We start from the raw sequence: 21,227 nt of genomic DNA, 5'->3' as shown, positions 1-21,227 counted from the left end.
AAGGAGTAAAAGCACTAATGCCCCCGGAACCAGAGCAATATGGTGCACTGCGAAGGTGCATCCGCCAAAAGAAACGGCGCGCCCCCAAAGGGAGACGCGCCGCATCATAAAGGTTTTGTCGGATCTTCGCCGGATCAGAGGTTGGGCTGGCTGGCCGAAAGGCCAATTTCGCTGCCCATTGCCACCATATCGGCGACCAGCTTTGCAGCATCATCCAACATGCCCTGGGCTGGTTCCTTGGCTTCTTTGGCGGCTTTGTGCACCGAAGCGGCCTCGGCGATCATCGCGTCCAGCAGTTCCTGGGTCATGTCGGTGCGGGCAATCGCCCGTTCCGCCAGAACAGTCACGCCGTCGGAATTGATCTGGGCAAACCCACCGGTCACAACATATTCGGCCGTTGCGCCGGCCCCATCAACCCGCAGAACGCCGGGACGCAGGGTGGTGATCGTTGGCGCGTGGTCGGCCATAGCCGTCATATCGCCGTCCGCACCCGGGATCTGAACCGAAGTCACCTTTTGCGAAGCAAGGCTGCGCTCTGGGCTGACCAGGTCGAATTGCATTTCATCTGCCATCTTCTTCTCCTTTGGAGAGGTTGTTCCCGCGCGGGCCCCGAAGGGCCCGTTTGGAAACAACCGGCCAGTTCATTAGGCCGCGTCGGCAGCCATCTTCTCGGCTTTGGCTTTCACCTCTTCGATGCCGCCAACCATATAGAAGGCGCCTTCGGGCAGGTGGTCATATTCGCCGGCCACAACCGCCTTGAACGAAGAGATCGTGTCTTCCAGCGGAACCTGCACACCGTCAGAGCCGGTGAACACTTTCGCCACGTCGAACGGCTGGGACAGGAAACGCTGGATTTTCCGGGCACGTGCCACGGTCAGCTTGTCCTCTTCCGACAGTTCGTCCATGCCGAGAATGGCGATGATGTCCTGCAGCGATTTGTAGCGCTGAAGGATCTGCTGAACGTCGGACGCCACTTTATAGTGCTCGTCACCCACAATCGCCGGATCCATCAAACGCGAGCTGGAATCGAGCGGGTCAACGGCCGGGTAGATACCCAGTTCGGAGATCGCACGCGACAGAACGGTTTGCGCATCAAGGTGGGCAAAGGTGGTTGCAGGTGCCGGGTCGGTAAGGTCATCCGCAGGCACATAGACCGCTTGGATCGATGTAATCGAACCGCGCTTTGTCGATGTAATCCGTTCCTGCATCGCACCCATGTCGGTGGCCAGTGTCGGCTGATAGCCCACAGCGGAAGGAATACGACCAAGCAGAGCCGAAACTTCCGAACCCGCCTGAGTAAAGCGGAAGATGTTGTCGACAAAGAACAGAACGTCAGAACCTGTCGAATCACGGAATTGTTCCGCCAGCGTCAGACCGGTCAGGGCAACCCGCATACGCGCACCGGGAGGCTCGTTCATCTGGCCGTAAACCAGCGCAATTTTCGACTCGGTCATGTTATCGGGGTTGATAACGCCGGATTCGATCATTTCGTAGTAAAGGTCGTTACCTTCACGGGTCCGCTCACCAACACCCGCGAACACCGAGAGACCCGAGTGCACTTTTGCGATGTTGTTGATCAGTTCCATGATCAGAACGGTTTTGCCCACGCCGGCACCACCGAACAGACCAATTTTACCACCCTTAGCGTAAGGCGCCAGCAGGTCGATAACCTTGATCCCGGTCACCAGAACCTCGGCTTCGGTCGCCTGATCGGAAAATTCCGGTGCAGGCTGGTGGATCGAACGGGTTTCTGTTGCCTCAACTGCACCTTTTTCGTCAACCGGCTCGCCGATGACGTTGATGATGCGGCCAAGGGTCGCCTCGCCGACGGGAACCGAAATCGGCCCGCCTGTGTCTTCGACCGCTTGACCGCGAACGAGGCCCTCGGTCGCTTCCATTGCGATGGCCCGGACAGTGTTTTCACCCAGGTGCTGGGCCACTTCCAGAACCAGATTGTTGCCGTTGTTGTCGGTGGTCAGCGCGTTCAGAATCGCCGGCAGCTCGTCGTCGAACTGTACGTCGACAACGGCGCCGATGACCTGGGTCACTTTGCCTTGTGCGTTTGCCATTTATAGGTCTCCGGTTCTTAGAGCGCTTCCGCGCCCGAGATAATTTCGATCAGTTCGTTGGTGATGACGGCCTGACGCGAGCGGTTGTATTCGATCGTCAGCTTGTCGATCATTTCGCCTGCGTTGCGGGTTGCGTTGTCCATTGCGGACATCCGCGCACCCTGTTCCGATGCACCATTTTCCAAAAGGCCTGCAAAGATCTGGGTTGCCACACCACGGGGCAGCAGATCGGCAAGAATTGCCTCTTCGCTGGGCTCGTAGTCATAGAGCGTGCTCGCCCCGGCTTCCTCGGCCTCGTCCACATCGAATGTGGCGGGGATGATCTGTTGCGCGGTCGGAATTTGGGTCACGACGTTGACGAACTTCGCATAGAAGATCGTCGCAACGTCGAAATCACCACCGTCAAACCGGCCAAGAACATCCTTTGCGATGTCCTGCGCATTGGCATAGCCGACACGCTTGACGTCGCTCAGGTCGATATGGGCCACAAAATGTGCACCCAAATCGCGTTTGATCGCATCACGGCCTTTTTTGCCGACGGTCAGGATTTTGACAGTCTTGCCCTGGGCAATAAGCTCTTGCGCCTTGGCGCGCGCCAGCTTGGCGATGTTGCCGTTAAAGCCGCCGCAAAGACCGCGCTCAGCGGTCATCACGACAAGCAGATGCACATCGTCACTGCCAGTGCCGGACAAAAGCCGGGGTGCGCTGTCGCTGTCACCCACAGATTTTGCCAGCCCTGCCATCACGGCATTGAACCGTTCCGTATAGGGACGCGACTGTTCCGCAGCTTCCTGTGCCCGCCGCAGTTTTGCGGCGGCCACCATTTGCATGGCCTTGGTGATCTTGCGGGTCGATTTGACCGACGCGATCCTGTTTTTTAGGTCCTTGAGATTTGGCATAGCCCTATCTCCTTATGCGAAGTCAGCGGCGAATTCGTCCAGTGCGGCGCGGATCTTGTCCTCGGCTTCACCTTTGATCTTGGGGTCTTCCTTGGTGATGAAGTCCAGCAGATCGCTGTGCTTGGAACGCAGATGTTGCAGCATGCCCTGTTCGAAACGGCCCACGTCGGACACCGCGATCTTGTCGAGGTAACCTTTGGTGCCGGCGAAGATGACGCAGACGATTTCCGCGTTGGTCAGCGGCGAATACTGCGGCTGTTTCATCAGCTCGGTCAGACGCGCACCACGGTTCAGCAGCTGCTGGGTCGCGGCATCAAGGTCGGAACCAAACTGGGCAAAGGCCGCCATTTCGCGATACTGCGCCAGTTCCAGTTTCACCGGACCCGCAACCGATTTCATCGAGTTCGTCTGAGCGGACGAACCAACCCGCGACACCGACAGACCGGTGTTCACAGCTGGGCGAATACCCTGATAGAACAATTCGGTTTCAAGGAAGATCTGGCCGTCGGTGATCGAAATCACGTTGGTCGGAATAAACGCCGAAACGTCGCCACCTTGGGTTTCAATGATCGGCAGAGCGGTCAGCGAGCCCGAGCCGTTGTCTTCGTTCAGCTTGGCCGAACGTTCCAGCAGGCGGGAGTGGAGATAGAAAACGTCGCCAGGATAGGCTTCACGTCCGGGCGGACGACGCAGCAGCAGCGACATCTGACGATAAGACACAGCCTGTTTGGACAGGTCATCATAGATGATCAGCGCGTGACGGCCGTTGTCGCGGAAGAATTCCGCCATTGCGGTCGCGGCATAGGGCGCAAGGAACTGCATCGGGGCCGGGTCGGACGCGGTCGCAGCCACAACGATCGAATAATCAATCGCGCCGGATTCTTCGAGACGCTTCACCAGCTGTGCAACGGTCGAACGCTTTTGGCCAACAGCGACATAGATGCAATACAGCTTCTTGTCTTCGTCGTCGCCGGCGGCTTCGTTGTAGGTTTTCTGGTTCAGGATCGCGTCAAGCGCCACGGCGGTTTTGCCGGTCTGACGGTCACCAATGATCAGCTCACGCTGGCCACGGCCAATCGGGATCATCGCGTCAACCGATTTCAGGCCGGTTGCCATCGGTTCATGAACCGATTTACGCGGGATGATGCCCGGTGCCTTGACGTCGGCGATGCGACGCTCGGAGAATTCAATCGGGCCCTTGCCGTCCAGCGGGTTGCCCAGACCGTCAACAACACGACCCAGAAGACCATTGCCCGCGGGCACGTCCACGATCGAGTTGGTGCGCTTGACGGTGTCACCTTCTTTGATGTCCCGGTCAGAGCCGAAGATCACGATACCGACGTTGTCGGCCTCGAGGTTCAGCGCCATGCCCATGATGCCGCCGGGGAATTCGACCATTTCGCCAGCTTGAACGCTGTCGAGGCCGTGAACACGTGCGATACCGTCACCGACAGAGAGCACGCGGCCCACTTCGGCGATTTCCGCCTCTTGTCCGAAGTTTTGGATCTGCTCCTTTAGGATCGCAGAAATTTCGGCTGCTTGGATACCCATTTATCCGACCTCTTTCATTGCATTCTGGAGGGAATTGAGCTTGGAGCGGATCGACGTGTCGATCATCTTCGAGCCCACCTTGACAACAAGACCACCGATGAGGGTTTCATCAACGGTCGCATTCACTTTTATGTCTTTGCCAATGGACGCTTTCAGCGTCGCTGCCAGCGCATCGGCCTGGGCCGGGGACAGCGGCTGGGCGCTGACCACATCTGCGGTCACTTCGCCTTTGTGGTCTGCAATCTTGGCGCGCAGCTGTTTGATGAGCTGAGGCAACACGAACAACCGGCGCTTGGAGGCCATCAGCCCCAGCGCCTTTGCCAACACCGGGCGCAGCTCCATCTTTTGGGCCAGCGCTGTGATCGCCGCACCCTGGGCCGCGCGCGTATAGAGCGGGTTGTTGATCAGATCCCGCAAATCGTCGCTCTCATTCAGCGCCGCAGCAAGATCGTCAAGGTTTCCTTCAAGCTCGGCCAATTTGCCGTTCTCGTTCGCGATCTCGAACACCGCTGTCGCATAGCGATCAGCAATGCCAGAGGAAATCGAAGCTGGTTCGGACACGTCCACCCTTCCGACTATCTGGCCCCGGTTCTTCGCAGGATGCGAATTCCGGGGGCGTTTCCCGGCCTTGATGTAGCTCAAAGCGCAAAATCAACGCGGATGTAGCAGAGCCTACCCTACCCCGCAACATGCTTGAAGGCTTTTCCGAACTGGTGTTTTTTGATAAAAACCAGTGACTTAGCTCATATGCGACCGAATGCGGCACCGGAAAGACAACAAAAAACGCGCGAATTTGTGAAGATCCACGATTCCCGTGCCGGTTTTCTGCGCAATTTTGGTGCGATGACCGACCCTGATTTACATGTTAGCGCCTATACTGGTTTGATGCCTTTTGCGGGCGTCGGGCTGAGCACTTCCAACGGGTTTCGCACCCGCACCCGGTTGCCCGGACCCAAAGGTGCCTGCACCCGTTTGGATGCCACAACCATCAACACCCCTGCCGGCAATGGCAAGCCAAATCGCTGGCCCATCCGTTCCCAGACCGGGCCGGCCTTGTGCCAAAAGCGGCGGCGCGACGGCGGTTGATAGAGCGCCGCGGCGTGGGCCTCTGGCATGAAGCCATGCACGCGCAATTGGGTCTCAAGCTGGCCCTGGCTGTAGGGGCGGCCAAAGCCGAAAGGCGTGGCATCGCTGCGCGACCACAGGCCCGCGCGGTTCGGCACGATGAACATCACCTTGCCCCCCGGCCCCAGCACCCGGTGGCATTCCTCCAGCAGCGCCGTGGGACGTTCTGAGGTTTCCAGCCCATGCAACAGCAAAAGTTTGTCGATACGACCGGTTTCAATCGGCCACAGCGTTTCCTCTGTCAGAACAGACACGTTTGGCGCGCCCGCAGGCCAGGGCATCACCCCCTGCGGGCCCGGCATCATTGCAATCACCCGGCGCGCGTCCCGCAGATAGGGCCGCAGCAATGGCACGGCAAAGCCATATCCGGCCACGGTTTGGCCCTTGGCCTCGGGCCAGATTTTCAGCATCCGTTCGCGCACGGCCTTTTGCGCCGCACGGCCCAGCGTGCTGCGGTAATAGAAATTCCTCAGATCCTGCACATCAAGGTGCATTGCGGTCCGCGCTCCTTTGGGTCAGACTTGGGGGCCACTCTAGCAACGGAGCCGCGAATTGCCATGCCCCTTGAGCTTGTGACCATCCCGTGCCTGTCGGATAATTACACTTATCTGATGCATGATGCCCAATCCGGCGAGACCGCCGTGTTTGATGTGCCGGAGGCCGGGCCGATCCTGAGCGCATTGGAAACCCGGGGCTGGACGCTCAGCCATATCTTTTTGACCCATCACCATTGGGATCATGTGGACGGCACCGCCGATCTGCTGCGCGCCGCCCCTGCCCGTGTCATTGGTGCCAAGGCGGACGCGCATCGTCTGCCGCCGCTGGACCAACAGGTGGTCGAAGGCGACAGCATTGCCTTTGGCGGCGAAGAGGTGACCGTTTTGGATGTGCCGGGCCATACCATCGGCCATGTCGCCTATCACCTGCCGAAGTCCGGGTTCCTCGTGACGATGGACAGTCTGATGGCGCTGGGTTGTGGCCGGTTGTTCGAAGGCACGCCCGATATGATGATGGCCTCGATGCAGAAAATGGCCGCCCTGCCGCCGGACACAGTGATTTGTTCCGGCCATGAATACGCGGAAACCAATTTTCGTTTTGCCATGACCATTGAACCGGGCAATAATGATCTTATCTCTCGCGGAGAAGAAATCGCGGCAGCACGCGCAGCGGGGCGTGCCACCGTTCCCACCACGTTAGCACAAGAGCTGGCCACCAACCCATTTTTGCGCGCCCATGTTGCGGCGGTGAAAACGGCGGTTGCACTGGCGGATGGCGATCCCGTGTCTGTCTTTGCCGAGGTCCGAAAACGGCGGGACAGCTTCAAATAACCTCTGCCACATTGCCGCAAATCACGGCGCTGTCTCTACAGTGTTTGGAAATGTGACCAGAAAAATGAAGAAAAAACTTGAAGCTGGTCCCGGATCGACCAAACTTTAACCTTATGAGGCCAAGGTTGTCCCTGCGTTCCGCGCAGGCCGACCCAAATCAGAAGGAGCACGCGCAGTGCCTTCATTCTCGAACACACTTGAACAGGCAATCCACGCGGCCCTGGCCCTTGCCAACAGCCGTTCACACGAATTTGCCACGCTGGAACATTTGCTTCTGGCCCTGATCGACGAACCCGATGCCACCCGTGTGATGAAGGCATGCAGCGTCGATACCGAAGAATTGCGACAGAAACTTGTCGAATACGTCGACAGTGACCTGTCCAATCTGGTGACCGACATCGAAGGGTCCGAAGCGGTGCCCACCGCGGCCTTCCAACGCGTGATCCAACGCGCGGCGATTCATGTGCAATCGTCGGGCCGGACCGAAGTGACCGGTGCCAATGTGTTGGTCGCGATCTTTGCCGAACGCGAATCCAACGCCGCCTACTTCCTGCAAGAGCAGGATATGACACGGTATGATGCGGTGAATTTCATCGCGCATGGTGTGGCCAAGGATCCCGCCTTTGGCGAGGCGCGGTCGGTATCCGGCGCGCAGGACATCGAAGATGAGACCCAGCAGCCCGAAAATACCGCCGAAGCCGGCCAAAAAGAGAGCGCGCTTGGCAAATATTGTGTCGACCTGAACGAAAAGTCCCGGCTTGGCGATGTGGATCCGCTGATCGGTCGCGACTCCGAGGTCGAGCGCTGCATTCAGGTGCTGTGCCGCCGCCGCAAGAACAACCCGCTTCTGGTGGGCGATCCGGGCGTCGGCAAAACCGCCATTGCAGAGGGTCTCGCACGTAAGATCGTGTCCGGCGAAACCCCCGAAGTTCTGTCGGAAACCACCATCTATTCGCTGGATATGGGCGCGCTTCTGGCGGGCACGCGGTATCGTGGTGATTTCGAAGAGCGTCTGAAAGCAGTCATGAATGAGCTGGAGGACCATCCCAACGCGGTCTTGTTCATCGACGAAATTCACACCGTAATCGGCGCTGGTGCCACATCCGGCGGGGCGATGGATGCGTCGAACCTGCTGAAACCTGCTTTGCAGGGCGGCAAACTGCGCACCATGGGCAGCACGACCTACAAGGAATTCCGCCAGCATTTCGAAAAGGATCGCGCCCTTGCCCGCCGGTTCCAGAAAATCGACGTGGCGGAACCCTCGGTCGAAGATTCGGTAAAGATCCTGAAAGGTCTGAAACCCTATTTCGAGGATCACCACCACATCAAATACACGGCGGATGCGATCAAGACCGCTGTCGAACTGTCGGCGCGCTATATCACGGACCGCAAATTGCCGGACAAGGCGATTGATGTGATCGACGAAGCCGGTGCCGCGCAGCATCTGCTGGTGGAATCGCGTCGCCGCAAGACCATCGGCACCAAGGAAATCGAAGATGTGGTCGCCAAGATTGCCCGCATCCCGCCGAAAAACGTGTCGAAAAGCGATGCCGAGGTTCTGAAAGATCTGGAGGCCAGCCTGAAACGCGTGGTCTTTGGCCAGGATGACGCCATTGTCGCCCTGTCCAGCGCGATCAAACTGGCCCGTGCCGGGCTGCGCGAACCGGAAAAACCCATCGGCAACTACCTGTTTGCCGGGCCAACCGGTGTCGGCAAAACCGAGGTGGCAAAACAACTGGCGGATACGCTGGGTGTTGAGCTGCTGCGGTTTGACATGTCGGAATACATGGAGAAACACGCCGTTTCGCGTCTGATCGGTGCGCCTCCGGGCTATGTTGGTTTCGATCAGGGTGGCCAGCTGACCGACGGCGTCGACCAGCACCCGCATTGCGTCCTGCTTCTGGACGAGATGGAAAAGGCCCACCCGGATGTCTATAACATCCTGTTGCAGGTGATGGATCACGGCACGCTGACCGATCACAACGGGCGCACTGTGGATTTCCGCAATGTGATCCTGATCATGACGTCCAACGCCGGCGCGACGGAACAGGCCAAAGCGGCTATCGGCTTTGGCCGGGATCGCCGCGAGGGCGAGGATACCGCCGCGATCGAACGCACCTTCACACCGGAGTTCCGCAACCGTCTGGATGCGGTCATCAGCTTCAAACCGCTGCCAAAAGCAGTGATTTCGCTGGTGGTGGAAAAGTTCGTTCTGCAACTGGAAGCGCAGTTGATGGATCGCAACGTCACAATCGAGCTGACGAAACCCGCCGCCGAATGGTTGGGTGACAAAGGTTACGACGACAAAATGGGCGCGCGACCGCTGGGTCGGGTGATCCAGGAACACATCAAGAAGCCACTGGCCGAAGAATTGCTGTTTGGCAAACTGGCCAAGGGCGGTGTTGTTCGTGTCTCGGTCAAGGACGGCAAGATCGATCTGCAAATCAGCGGGCCGGACAAACCGCGCCTGACTGGCAAGAAGCCACCGCTTCTGACCGCCGAATGATCAAACGGATCATCGCGATCCTGATGATTGGCTCAGCCGCCCCTGTGGTGGCTGAGCCTTTTTTGTTGGCGCAGCCCGTTGACTGTATCCTTGGGCAATCCTGTTACATCCAGCAATTTGTCGACCACGACCCCGGTCCCGGCGCACGGGATTTCCTCTGCCAGGGTCTGAGCTATGATGGCCACAAGGGCACGGATTTCGCCCTCCCCACACAAGAGGACATGCAGCGCGGGGTGATCGTGCGCGCCGCAGCCCCCGGCGTGGTGCGCGGCACCCGCGACGGGATGGCGGACGAAGTGTATGCTGGGCGCGATCTTGCCAACCGCGACTGCGGCAATGGTGTTGTGATCCAACATGCCGATGGCTGGGAAACCCAATATTGCCATTTGCGGCGCGGCTCGGTTCTGGTCCGCTCGGGTCAGGAGGTCGCCACCGGCACCGCGCTTGGGCTTGTCGGCCTTAGCGGCCGCACAGAGTTCCCGCATTTGCATCTTTCGGTCCGCAAGGATGGCGCAGTGGTCGATCCTTTTGCGCCAAATGGCGCGGCCTCCTGTGACGCCGATCAAACACTCTGGGCGGATCGGCTGCCCTACGTGCCAGGCGGAGTGATCGACGTCGGGTTTTCCGCCGGTGTGCCGGATTATTCCCAGGTGCAAATTGGAACCGCCGACGACATTGCCCCACGCCGCGATACCGCCTTGGTGGGATATGGATATGCGTTTGGCGGTCGGGCTGGCGATGTCCTGCGCATTGTGATCGATGGCCCCGCTGGGCAGATCACCACCAGCGACACCCAACTCGAAAAACCGCAGGCCACATTTTTCCGCGCTGCCGGCCGCAGGGCCCAACCGTCCGGCTGGCCAAGCGGCACCTATGAACTCATCGTTCAACTCTTGCGCGGTGACGAAATCATCAGCGAGAAAACCGAAACAACAACCCTGCGCTGACGCCGCCCCGGACCTGCTCCGGGGCCTCCTGCCCCCCCAGATCACAAGCGTTTCGTGAAACGCGTCAGTCTTCCAGAGCCTCCAGTGTCAGGGCCGTTTGTGGCACCGGAAGATCATCCACCCGCAACTCGTATGTCGGGCGCGCCAGCCGGTTGCGCACCACCCAGATCAGACGGTCCTGCGCCCGGGTGATCGCCACATAGGCCAGTCGTTTCCACAGCGGTTGCCCGGCCTCGACCCGGCCCATGCGGGCCGCAACAAACAAATCCGGGGCAAAAACCTGGACGCTGTCCCATTGTGACCCTTGGGCCTTGTGGATCGTCACAGCGGCGCCATGCAAAAATGTCGCCCCCATCCGGGCGGCAAAAGGAATGAACGGCTCCTCCTCGTCCGGCATTTCGATTTTCACGATCGACGCCGCGGACACCCGTGGATCTTCCGCGCCCATCACATGCAGACGGGAAAACCCCGGCTTCTTGCCCGCGCCAAGATAGACCACCTGCGCGCCCTTGATCAGGCCCCGCGCCTCCAGATCCAGACGTTTCTTGCGATGTTTCAGCGGCAATTCGATGCCATCACAGATCAGCGGCTCACCTTCAAGCAGGCGGTCGTCCGGCGCGTCGTGCACCTTGCGAAAGGCATTGATCAGCCGGATGCGCGTGGCATTTCGCCAGACCAGAACCGGCGAGCGCGCCATCAGATCAACCTCGACCCGCTGGCCCCAGACCACACGGTCATCGGATTTGGACTTTTCTTCCACCATCTGTTCGAAATCGTGGAATTCCAACGTCGGATCCGCCAGCGCATGGGCCAGATCAAGGATCGGATTGTCCGCTTCTTGCCGGTGAATGCGGCGCAGGGCCAAAACCCGGTCCTCGTCCAGCTTTTCAAACACCATCGCGCCGGATTGATTGACCGGGGCCAGCTGGGCGGGATCGCCAAACATCACCAAGGTCGGGAAAATTTCCCGCAGATCACCATATTGCCGATCATCCAACATCGAGGCTTCGTCGACAAACCCGATATCCAGCTCTTCTTCGCGCCGTTTCCATCCGGTGATGAAATCCGATCCGCGCAGCCCAGCCGCCGCCAGCGCCCCGGGGATGGAATTGTTGGTCTGATAAAATGCATGTGCCCGGTCGAGTGCCGCGTCGGTCAAACCTTCGATGTCGGGGCGTTCGCCATTGCCCGCCAGCCATTCGGCAATGCGTTCATATTCCGGGTCATACACCGGTGTATAAAGAATGCGGTGAATGGTGGTGGCAGGCACGCCGCGCATGCGCAATACGCTGGCGGCCTTGTTCGTCGGCGCCAGAATTGCCAGCGTGCGCCGGTCCTTGCGCTTGCGCCCTTCCCAATCGCCGGACACAATGTCGACCCCGGCGTCTTTTAACGCTTTGTACAGCTCGGCCAACAACAATGTCTTGCCCGAACCGGCCTTGCCGGTGATGGCCAGCACGTTGCTGCGGCCATCACGCGGGGGGGACAAAATAGCGTCGTCCAGATTGATGCCGGCAGCGCGCAAAACCGTGCTCACACGGTCAAAGGCTTCGGCCTGATCTTCGGAAAAAGTGAGCGTGGGCACTGTCATGGGCGGACACTATAGGCCCACCCGAACAAGTGCCAGAGCGTTCAAACGCGATTGCGCCGGATCAGGCTATTTCGGCCAGCTGGTCCGCCGGCGCAAAGGCACGGGTGAACCAATGGCGCGACTGGCTGGCCGGGATTCCGGCGCTGGCAGACACCCGTTGCTGGGCCTCGGGCGAGAACCCCCAAAGTCCGACACTGATCCGGGACCGGCCTTCGCCTTCGCTGCCCAGAACCTCGGGCGAGGCACCGATCCGGCGATAGATCCGCACCATGCGGGCGTCAAACACGCCCACAAAATGTTCGACATCAAAATTCTGCATGATCTCGCCGCCCGCCAACATCAGGGCCGCCGCCACATTGCCACCGGCATTTCGCGCCATGCAAAACCGGGTGCATTCCCAGATCAGCGGGCTTTGAATGCGGACACCGTCGGTCAGATGGATGAAGTGGTCATTGACCATGGTGCGCCCAACCGTGGGCAAAAACCGCATTGAGCCGCCATGGCCACCGTCCGGGGTTTGCCAAATGACATAAAGCGGGTTTTCACGGTCATATTCGTCGCGTTCTTCGCCGCGTTCGTCGACCTGAACCTCCCAGCCCAGCCGTGTATGGAACTGATCGGCACGGTCGCGAAACATGGCACCCGCCAGCGTGGGTTCCTGGGCCAGTTGGTCGGCATAAAGATAACGGATCATGGTGGGGCACTCCTCTCGTGTCGAGAGAGAAGCTGGCCCACAAAGGGTTAAGGCCCGCAGAGCTGAGCGCGCGGGTCTTAACCTTTAGACAACGATCAGCCCGCGACTCAGTGCACGGGCCACTGCGTGAGTGGTGTTCATAGCGCCCAATTTGAAGCGGGCCGATTCAATATAGACCCGCAATGTATGTTCCGAGATCGACAGCTGTTCCGCCGCCTGTGCCCGGCTCAACCCAACCGCCAACAGCGTCATCGCCTCAACCTCGCGCGGAGAGAGGGATTGACCCTGCTCAGGCAAGCGGTCTGGTTCGAATTCCAGCGCCTTTTGGTTGAAATAATGTGCCACTAGGATCAAATCCCGGCGATTGCCGTCACAAAAGCTCTGCCAGGCCGGATCGTCGCATCGGTGGTTGACAGTAAAGAGGGCAAATTGGCCTTTGGGGCCCCGGATCGGGATCGAAAACCCCTGATTGCCTATGCCGTATTCCATTGCCTCCTTCTGAAAGGCCCGCGCCGCACGGGATGACCAATCCAACATTTTCCAATCAACCGGGTGAAACCGCTGAAAGCAGCCCAAGACCACCGGATCAATTCGCAAATACCCCTGGTCGAGATAGCGTTCGACCCATTCCGGGGCATAGGTGCCGCATCCGTATTGATCGCCATTGCTGTTGACCCAATGGTAGACCAAATGGTCGACCCCAAAGACATCTCGTAATCCGACAATGATGTCTTGCAGTTCTTCAAGCGCGGCGGATTGCTCCAACCGTGCCAGTATCACATCCAATCGTGGCGTGTTCACCGCGAAGCCCAATCTGCGCCCCTTCCGCGCACGAGGCGACCTCTGCCATTGCGACAACCCGCGCATCATCCAGCTGCTCAGCCAAGGAAGGCAGCCCGTTCGATACAGCGAATTTTTTGAGATCGGCCAGTACGTCGAGTATCCATTCGTGTTTCATAACGACTCTCTCTGCCATTGGTTAACGATAAGTTAATACAACCATAGCATGAGAAGGGTTTCTGGAAAATTCACCTATTTTCCCTCCCCAAAAATAGCGAGGTGGGAAAATGCAAAGGATTGAAATGAAAAAGTTTCGCATTTTGACGTCAAACGGCCCGCCGCACCGTGTCGGGTGCCGCGGGCCGTTGCGAGGTGATTCACACCCTCATCCTTAAGGGCATCTGCCTGTCGAGCGGCGGACCTTGATCGGCCCGCCGACGATCTTAAGACTTTGGACCGGCTTCAAGCGCGTCTTCGAATGTGCGCAGACCGGTGCGCGGTGCCTGAACCAAAACCGACATATTGCCCGGCTTGTGTTCGTTGCGCAGCATTTTCATATGCGCGGCCGGCAGATCCGCCCAGTCGAACACCTCGGACATGCAGGGATCAAGCCGCCGTTCCAGCATCAACTTGTTGGCCGCAGCCGCCTGTTTCAGGTGGGCAAAGTGCGAGCCCTGAAGACGCTTTTGGTGCATCCACATGTAGCGCACGTCAAACGTCAGGTTGAAACCGGTGGTGCCCGCGCAGATCACAACCATCCCGCCCTTTTTCACCACAAAGGTCGACACCGGGAATGTGGCTTCGCCGGGGTGTTCGAACACCATATCGACGTTCACGCCCTTGCCGGTGATGTCCCAGATCGCCTTGCCGAACTTGCGGGCCTCTTTGAACCACTCGGCATATTCCGGGGTGTTCACCGTGGGCAATTGGCCCCAGCAATTGAAATCCTTGCGGTTCAAGACACCCTTGGCGCCCAGCCCCATGACAAAGTCACGCTTGTCCTCGTCCGAGATCACACCAATGGCATTTGCACCGGCTGTATTGATCAGCTGGATCGCATAAGATCCCAGACCACCCGACGCCCCCCAGACCAGAACGTTCTGGCCGGGTTTCAAATCATGCGGCTCGTGGCCGAACAGCATCCGGTAGGCAGTGGCCAACGTCAGCGTGTAGCAGGCGCTCTCTTCCCATGTCAGATGCTTGGGGCGCGGCATGAGCTGCTGGGCCTGGACATTGGTGAACTGGGCAAAAGAGCCGTCCGGTGTCTCATATCCCCAGATCCGCTGGCTGGCGGAATACATCGGGTCGCCGCCGTTGCATTCCTCGTCGTCGCCATCATCCTGGTTGCAGTGGATCACCACCTCGTCGCCGACTTTCCAGCGCTTCACCTTGTCACCCACGGCCCAGACGATGCCCGAAGCATCGGAACCCGCAATATGGAACGGCTTGCCGTGGCCATCAAACGGGCTGATCGGCTGGCCGAGGGATGCCCAGACACCATTGTAGTTCACACCGGCGGCCATCACCAGAACCAGCACCTCGTTGCTGTCCAGCACGGGCACATCCACGACCTCCAATTGCATGGCCGTGTCGGGGTTGCCGTGACGTTCACGGCGAATGGCCCAAGCATACATCTGCTTGGGAACAAATCCCATCGGGGGCATTTCGCCCAATTCATACAGGTCCTTTTCAGGCGCCTCATAAGCGGCGATGCCGCCGTGCGTGTCCAGTGCCATGTGGGCCTCCTTGGCTAAATCATGCCGCAATGCAGAATCGCGGTGCGTTTGTCTGCAATATCGCCCCAAGCGCAACATTGCAACACACATGATGCCATTTTTGTAATTTTATAACCGAGCCGATGCAGAAATCACCGTGCTTGCGCAGCATCTGAGCGGGCGAGATGCGCAATCGAATTGGCATAGAACGCCACCACCTCTGCTTGATGCGGCAAAATCGCATACCGTCCCGCGGTTTCCGCAATCAGTTCGCGCCGCAACAACCCTTCGATTCCCGCGGCAACCTCCGCCGGTCCGGCGCTTGCACCTGCATCTGCATCCTTTTCAGGGCAAACGCCGGGGAACGCTTCGGCCAGGGCTTCGATCTCGGCCCGGGTTCGTGCCGTTCCGTCCCGCAGGCAATAGGCCACCAATGGCACCGGAAGGATCGGCACCGCCGCGCCGATCCGGGTCATCAACTCCTGCGCCAACGCCTCGGGGCGGCGACCCTGAATTTCGACAAAGCCGCGCAGATCCAACGGCATGCCAAAGCTGACCGCCGCACAGCCAAAACGGTGAAATTTCCCCATCACCCGCAAGCGGATGTGGCGCAGCAAGAAGATCAAAGCCTCGCCCAGACGACCACGAAACCGCCGCTCACCGGATTTGCCCGCCGCGATCAGCACCCGATCCTCCAGCACGCGGTCATAGTTCAGGGCCACCGGCACAAAGACCACATCACGCCCGGCCGGATCCCAGCCATCCACGATGTATTTCAGCAAACCGACGCGCGGCACCGCCGGTGCGCCCGTCAGGCTGAGACCGCCCTCCGGAAACATGCCCTGGGCCAGCCCCCCGGCCGTGGCCAGCGCCACATACCGCGCCAGGACCCGCCGATAGAGGTCATCGCGGCTTTTGCGGCGAATGAAATAGGCCCCCATCGACCGGATCAAGAAAGACAGCGGCCAGACCCGCGCCCATTCCCCCACCGCATAGGCCAGCGCAGAGCGTTCCGCCGCCAGATAGGTGACAAGCACATAGTCCATATTTGACCGGTGATTGATCACATAGACCACCGTGGCCTCGGGATTGATCGCCCGGATGGCCGCGTCGTCCTGATTTGTCAGCCGCACATGATAAAGCGAACGTGACAACCACCGCGCCAGCCGGATCGCCACACCGAAATAGGCGGTGGCGGAAAAGGATGGCACAATCTCGCGCGCGTACCGGCGGGCTTTTTCAAACGCCACATCCTCGCGCACGCCATTGGCCTGGGCATAGGCGACCACGGCCTCGCTCACCTGGGGGTCATAAATCAGCCGCTGGATCATATCGACCCGCCGCGCCAGTTTGAACGGTTCGATCGGCCGCTCGAGCCGTTGATTGATCCGCGCCACCACGCGTTCCATCCGGCGGCGTAAAAACCAACGCACAGACGGGAACAGGAAATGCGATGCGAATGTGACCACCGCAAAGGCAAGGATCAACAAAAACAGCCAAACGGGGATTTCAATGGTGCCAATCATGGCGCCACGTTTGCATTTTGCTGCAATTGCGTAAACATGGGAACACGCCGCGATGCAGCGAATTGACAACGCCACTTTATTTCGCATATGACGTCATTAACGAAACAAAATTACGTCCAAGAATCACGAGGCTGACATGACCGAGACCCGCAAGGCCGACAAGCCCTGGCTCATCCGCACCTATGCCGGCCATTCCACGGCCGCTGCATCCAACGCGCTCTATCGCAACAATCTGGCCAAGGGCCAGACCGGCCTGTCGGTGGCTTTCGATCTGCCAACCCAAACAGGGTATGACAGCGACCATGTGCTGGCGCGGGGCGAGGTCGGCAAGGTTGGCGTGCCGGTCTGTCATCTGGGGGACATGCGCGCGCTGTTCGACCAGATCCCGCTGGATCAGATGAACACCTCGATGACGATCAATGCCACTGCGCCCTGGTTGCTGTCGCTTTATGTTGCCGTGGCTGAGGAACAGGGCGCGGATATTTCCAAGCTTCAAGGCACCGTGCAAAACGACCTGATCAAGGAATATCTGTCGCGCGGCACCTATATCTGCCCGCCGAAACCCAGCCTGAAAATGATCGCGGATGTGGCGGAATATTGTTATTCGCATATCCCGAAATGGAACCCGATGAACGTCTGTTCCTATCATTTGCAAGAGGCCGGCGCGACACCGGAGCAGGAACTGGCCTTTGCGCTGGCCACCGCCACCGCTGTTCTGGATGAACTGCGCCCGCGTGTGCCAGAGGCGGATTTCCCCGCCGTGGTGCAGCGGATTTCGTTCTTCGTGAATGCCGGCATCCGCTTCGTGACCGAGATGTGCAAGATGCGCGCCTTTGTCGATCTCTGGGACGAAATCTGTGAAACGCGCTATGGCGTGACCGATCCGAAACAGCGGCGGTTCCGCTATGGCGTCCAGGTCAACTCGCTTGGCCTGACCGAGCAACAGCCGGAAAACAACGTTTATCGCATCCTGATCGAAATGCTGGCGGTGACGCTGTCGAAAAACGCCCGCGCCCGTGCGGTGCAATTGCCCGCCTGGAACGAAGCACTCGGCCTGCCCCGCCCCTGGGATCAGCAATGGTCGATGCGGATGCAACAGATCCTGGCTTATGAGACCGACCTTCTGGAATTTGACGACCTGTTCGATGGCAACCCGGCGGTGGACCGCAAGGTCGAGGCGCTGAAGGAAGGCGCACGCGCCGAGCTGGCGAACCTCGACTCGATGGGCGGCGCGGTGGCCTCGATCGAATATATGAAATCACGTCTGGTGGAATCCAACGCCGACCGTCTGAACCGGATTGAACGCAACGACACCACGGTTGTTGGCGTCAACCGCTGGACCGAGACCGAGCCGTCGCCCTTGATGACCGAGGATGGCGGCATCATGACCGTCGACCCGGCAGTGGAAAAGGACCAGATCAACCAACTGGACAAATGGCGCAGCGAACGTGATGCCGCCGCCGTTGCGGCAGCTTTGGCCGATCTGCGCGCCGCCGCACGTGACGGTGCCAATATCATGCCGCCGTCCATTGCCGCCGCAAAGGCCGGGGTCACCACCGGCGAATGGGCCGCCGAGATGCGCAAGGCCTTTGGCGAATATCGCGGGCCGACGGGTGTGTCGACTTCGGTGTCGAACCGGACCGAAAACCTCGACGAGTTGCGCCAATCGGTGGATGCGGTCAGCGACCGTCTGGGCCGGCGGTTGAAATTCCTGGTCGGCAAACCGGGGCTGGACGGCCATTCCAATGGTGCAGAGCAGATCGCCTTTCGTGCCCGTGATTGCGGCATGGATATTTCATATGACGGTATCCGCCTGACCCCCGAAGAGATTGTCACCGCCGCTGTCGAAGACAAGGCACATGTGGTTGGTCTTTCGATTTTGTCGGGCTCACATATCCCGCTGGTCGAGGATATGATGGAACGTATGCGCGCGGCGGGGCTGGGCAATGTGCCGGTGATTGTCGGCGGGATCATCCCGGACGACGACGCGCGGCGGCTTCTGTCGATGGGCGTGACACGGGTCTATACGCCCAAGGATTTCGAATTGAACACCATCATGGCCGACATCGTGACCCTTGCAGATCCGAAATCGGTGGCGGCGGAATAACCCGCCGCCCACGGTCAGGCCGACTTCTTCACGCAGAGCGCTGGTGGAAGCGGCTTGGCAATTCGGTTCTGCCAATAGCTGACCCGTTCCGGCCGCCCAAGAAGATAGCCTTGGGCGTTGTAGATCCCGATGTCTTGCAGCGCGGCAAGTTCCTGTTCGGTTTCCACACCTTCGGCAATCACCATGAACCCCATGCTACAGGACAGGTCGTATAGCGCGCGCAGAATCCCGGAATCCACCCGCGCGCTGCCCAACCCCTGAACAAAGCGGCGGTCGATTTTGACAATATCCACCTGATATTGCTGCAAACGCTCCAGGTTGGAAAACCCGGTGCCAAAATCATCCAGCGCAATGCGAATCCCCTGCGCGCGCAGCTGCTCCAACAGATCGCGGGTCCGTTCGGGGTTGCGAATGACCGAGCTTTCGACAATTTCGAACACAAATTTCGATGGGTCGAACCCTTTGGTCAACTTGTTGGCAAACCGGAGGTTGGCTTCTATCGACCGCTCCAGAAATCGCGAGGAAATGTTGAACGCGCAATAGACCCCGGTATTGGCGGCACTAAAGGCGTTGACCACCTGTGTTGCGGCCCCCGGCGGTGCGGCCAGATTGCTGTGATAGTTTCCGGCCATGACGTCGATGAATTTTTCCGGCAACAAGACATCACCATCGGCGCGCACCCAACGGATCAGCGCCTCGACCCCGATGGCATGCCCGGCCAATGTGTCAAACACCGGCTGAACGAAATAGGTGATTTCCTCTTTGCGGATCGCTTCGGCCACATCTTCGGCCCGCGGACCGGTGCGCCGCGCAATCATGGATTTCAGGGTTTCGCCTTCGGTAACCTTGACCAAATTGCCGCCCGCCTGCTTGGCCGCATAAAGCGCCTCATCCGCATAATAGAGAGCGCCCATCATATCCTGACCGGCGTCGATCCGGGCCACCCCGGCGCTGGCGGTCCGACGGACCTTGACCCCGTCGATGGCTACAATTGTATCGGACACGGTTTTGACGAAATCCCGCGCACGTGCCACCGCCACATCCATTTCAACCTGTTCCAGATAGATGCAGAATTCATCGCCGCCGTGACGAAAAAGCGTCTCGCGCTCGCGGCAAGCCCCGGTCAACGCCTGGGCGACCTGACGCAGGAACACATCCCCTGCCCGATGGCCAAAGCCATCGTTCACGCTTTTGAATTCATCAAGATCGACAAAAATCATCGCATTGGTGCCATCCTGGCGGCTGCGCGAAAACAAAACGCGCAGATACCGCCGCGACCGGGCGGCGGTCAGGTCGTCGAATTCAACCATATGCAGCAAACGTGCGTTTTCGGCCGCCATCACGGTCACCCGCTCGTTCAACGCGGCGAGCTGTTTGTTTTGGCGTCTGACGTGCCGTACGGCCAGGGTCACCCCACAGAGCAGGCACACCCCCAACGCCAAACACAATCCTATTATCAAGGTCGACACCCGGTCATGCCTTCCGAAAAATCCACTAAAATCAACCATAGGGGTATTAGCCCCGATTTCAAAGGCCCGGAATGCACAGCGGAGGCGGGTTGTGATCCATTGGACCCAATGCCAAAGTCAAACCCACATCATTGCCCCATCGGAGATTGCCATGACCGTCCATATCGGTGCCAAACCCGGCGAAATAGCTGAAACCGTTTTGATGCCCGGCGATCCCTATCGCGCGCGTTGGGCTGCCGAGACATTCCTGAACGATGTGCGTCTGGTGAACGAAGTGCGCGGCATGTTGGGATACACCGGCACATGGAAGGGCCACCCGGTTTCGATCCAAGGCTCGGGCATGGGCATGCCATCGCTGTCGATCTATGCCAACGAATTGCTGCGCGATTATGGTGCGAAAACCCTGATCCGCATTGGATCCTGTGGCGCGATGCAGGACCATGTGAAGGTGCGCGATGTCATTATCGCCATGACCGCCACCACCCTGTCCACCCCGTCGCGCGGCATTCTGCGCGAGTTGAATTTTGCCCCCTGCGCCGATTATCCACTGTTGAGCAAAGCCGTCCAGGCGGCCGAGGCCCGCGGCACCACCTGTCACGTTGGCGGCATCTATTCATCGGATGTGTTTTACGATGAACGCCCGGACCTCAATGAACAGATGACCCGTCACGGTATCCTCGGGGTCGAAATGGAGGCCGCCGAACTCTATATCCTGGCTGCGCGGCACAAGGCGCGTGCATTGGCGGTTTTGACCGTGTCGGACCATCTTCTGACGGGCGAAGCGCTACCCAGTGAGCAACGCGAAACCAGCTTTGGCGACATGGTGGAAATCGCGCTTGAGGCCGCATTCGCCAAGTAAACCGGGGCATAGACGGCAAAGGGGCGCGCCAATGGCACGCCCCGTTTTTTACCGTTCGACA

Annotated in this window: 17 protein-coding genes; 5 read left to right on the top strand and 12 right to left on the bottom strand. The window is 59.2% G+C overall.

The annotated features are described in order from the left end of the window. Positions 1 to 134 precede the first annotated feature (134 nt). From Q4577_RS00980 to Q4577_RS00955, 6 genes are all read right to left on the bottom strand, one after another. Positions 135 to 572, bottom strand: coding sequence for a F0F1 ATP synthase subunit epsilon (locus Q4577_RS00980; RefSeq protein WP_303467127.1), 438 nt, complete (start codon positions 570 to 572; stop codon positions 135 to 137). A 72-nt stretch (positions 573 to 644) separates the two neighbouring features. Next, complete coding sequence (gene atpD / locus Q4577_RS00975) at positions 645 to 2,069, bottom strand: F0F1 ATP synthase subunit beta (RefSeq protein ID WP_303467129.1); 1,425 nt, start codon at positions 2,067 to 2,069, stop codon at positions 645 to 647. 17 nt (positions 2,070 to 2,086) lie between these two features. Next, positions 2,087 to 2,968, bottom strand: coding sequence for a F0F1 ATP synthase subunit gamma (locus tag Q4577_RS00970; protein ID WP_244685867.1), 882 nt, complete (start codon positions 2,966 to 2,968; stop codon positions 2,087 to 2,089). Between the two features lie 12 nt (positions 2,969 to 2,980). Beyond that, positions 2,981 to 4,519 carry a F0F1 ATP synthase subunit alpha gene (gene atpA / locus Q4577_RS00965; protein ID WP_303467131.1) on the bottom strand — a complete coding sequence of 513 codons (1,539 nt, stop codon included), beginning with the start codon at positions 4,517 to 4,519 and terminating at the stop codon, positions 2,981 to 2,983. After that, positions 4,520 to 5,086, bottom strand: a complete 567-nt coding sequence (locus Q4577_RS00960; RefSeq protein WP_303467133.1) for a F0F1 ATP synthase subunit delta — start codon at positions 5,084 to 5,086, stop codon at positions 4,520 to 4,522. 305 nt (positions 5,087 to 5,391) lie between these two features. After that, on the bottom strand, positions 5,392 to 6,138 hold the full coding sequence (locus Q4577_RS00955; protein WP_303467136.1) for a methyltransferase domain-containing protein: 747 nt from the start codon (positions 6,136 to 6,138) through the stop codon (positions 5,392 to 5,394). Between the two features lie 63 nt (positions 6,139 to 6,201). Here Q4577_RS00955 and gloB point away from each other — a divergent pair, with 63 nt between their 5' ends. The 3 genes from gloB to Q4577_RS00940 all read left to right on the top strand — a co-directional run bounded on the left by gloB (position 6,202) and on the right by Q4577_RS00940 (position 10,425). Continuing rightward, positions 6,202 to 6,972, top strand: coding sequence for a hydroxyacylglutathione hydrolase (gene gloB, locus Q4577_RS00950; protein ID WP_303467139.1), 771 nt, complete (start codon positions 6,202 to 6,204; stop codon positions 6,970 to 6,972). Between the two features lie 175 nt (positions 6,973 to 7,147). Continuing rightward, entirely contained in the window at positions 7,148 to 9,478 is a 2,331-nt protein-coding gene (gene clpA / locus Q4577_RS00945; protein ID WP_303467142.1) for an ATP-dependent Clp protease ATP-binding subunit ClpA, read from the top strand. Further along, positions 9,475 to 10,425 (top strand): M23 family metallopeptidase, encoded by a 951-nt coding sequence (locus tag Q4577_RS00940; protein WP_303467146.1) that lies wholly within the window; start codon positions 9,475 to 9,477, stop codon positions 10,423 to 10,425. Before clpA ends, Q4577_RS00940 begins: the two co-directional genes overlap by 4 nt. Positions 10,426 to 10,489: 64 nt before the next feature. On the opposite strand, the gene Q4577_RS00935 is transcribed toward Q4577_RS00940, so the two are convergent. The 5 genes from Q4577_RS00935 to Q4577_RS00915 form a co-directional block, all read right to left on the bottom strand. Further along, positions 10,490 to 12,016, bottom strand: a complete 1,527-nt coding sequence (locus Q4577_RS00935; protein ID WP_244685853.1) for an ATP-dependent RecD-like DNA helicase — start codon at positions 12,014 to 12,016, stop codon at positions 10,490 to 10,492. 61 nt (positions 12,017 to 12,077) lie between these two features. Then, a complete protein-coding gene (locus Q4577_RS00930; RefSeq protein ID WP_303467150.1) occupies positions 12,078 to 12,710 on the bottom strand; it encodes an acyl-homoserine-lactone synthase in 633 nt (210 codons plus the stop codon). 84 nt (positions 12,711 to 12,794) lie between these two features. Continuing rightward, the gene (locus Q4577_RS00925) at positions 12,795 to 13,523 is read right to left on the bottom strand and encodes a LuxR family transcriptional regulator (protein WP_303467152.1); all 729 of its coding nucleotides are present in this window, start codon (positions 13,521 to 13,523) and stop codon (positions 12,795 to 12,797) included. Between the two features lie 410 nt (positions 13,524 to 13,933). After that, entirely contained in the window at positions 13,934 to 15,226 is a 1,293-nt protein-coding gene (ccrA, locus tag Q4577_RS00920; RefSeq protein WP_303467154.1) for a crotonyl-CoA carboxylase/reductase, read from the bottom strand. 131 nt (positions 15,227 to 15,357) lie between these two features. Continuing rightward, positions 15,358 to 16,731: a 1-acyl-sn-glycerol-3-phosphate acyltransferase gene (locus tag Q4577_RS00915; protein ID WP_244685847.1), complete on the bottom strand. Its 1,374-nt coding sequence runs from the start codon at positions 16,729 to 16,731 to the stop codon at positions 15,358 to 15,360. Between the two features lie 136 nt (positions 16,732 to 16,867). Between Q4577_RS00915 and Q4577_RS00910 the strand changes: the two genes are divergently transcribed. After that, complete coding sequence (locus tag Q4577_RS00910) at positions 16,868 to 18,838, top strand: protein meaA (protein WP_303467156.1); 1,971 nt, start codon at positions 16,868 to 16,870, stop codon at positions 18,836 to 18,838. 14 nt (positions 18,839 to 18,852) lie between these two features. On the opposite strand, the gene Q4577_RS00905 is transcribed toward Q4577_RS00910, so the two are convergent. Then, a complete protein-coding gene (locus Q4577_RS00905) occupies positions 18,853 to 20,298 on the bottom strand; it encodes a bifunctional diguanylate cyclase/phosphodiesterase (RefSeq protein ID WP_303467158.1) in 1,446 nt (481 codons plus the stop codon). Positions 20,299 to 20,458: 160 nt separating this feature from the next. Between Q4577_RS00905 and deoD the strand changes: the two genes are divergently transcribed. After that, a complete protein-coding gene (gene deoD, locus Q4577_RS00900; RefSeq protein ID WP_303467161.1) occupies positions 20,459 to 21,166 on the top strand; it encodes a purine-nucleoside phosphorylase in 708 nt (235 codons plus the stop codon). Positions 21,167 to 21,227 lie beyond the last annotated feature (61 nt).

This window comes from Marinovum sp. 2_MG-2023 (assembly GCF_030548265.1).
GTDB lineage: Bacteria > Pseudomonadota > Alphaproteobacteria > Rhodobacterales > Rhodobacteraceae > Marinovum.
Note: the sequence above shows the minus strand (reverse complement) of the source record. Positions and strands in the feature narration are given on the sequence as shown.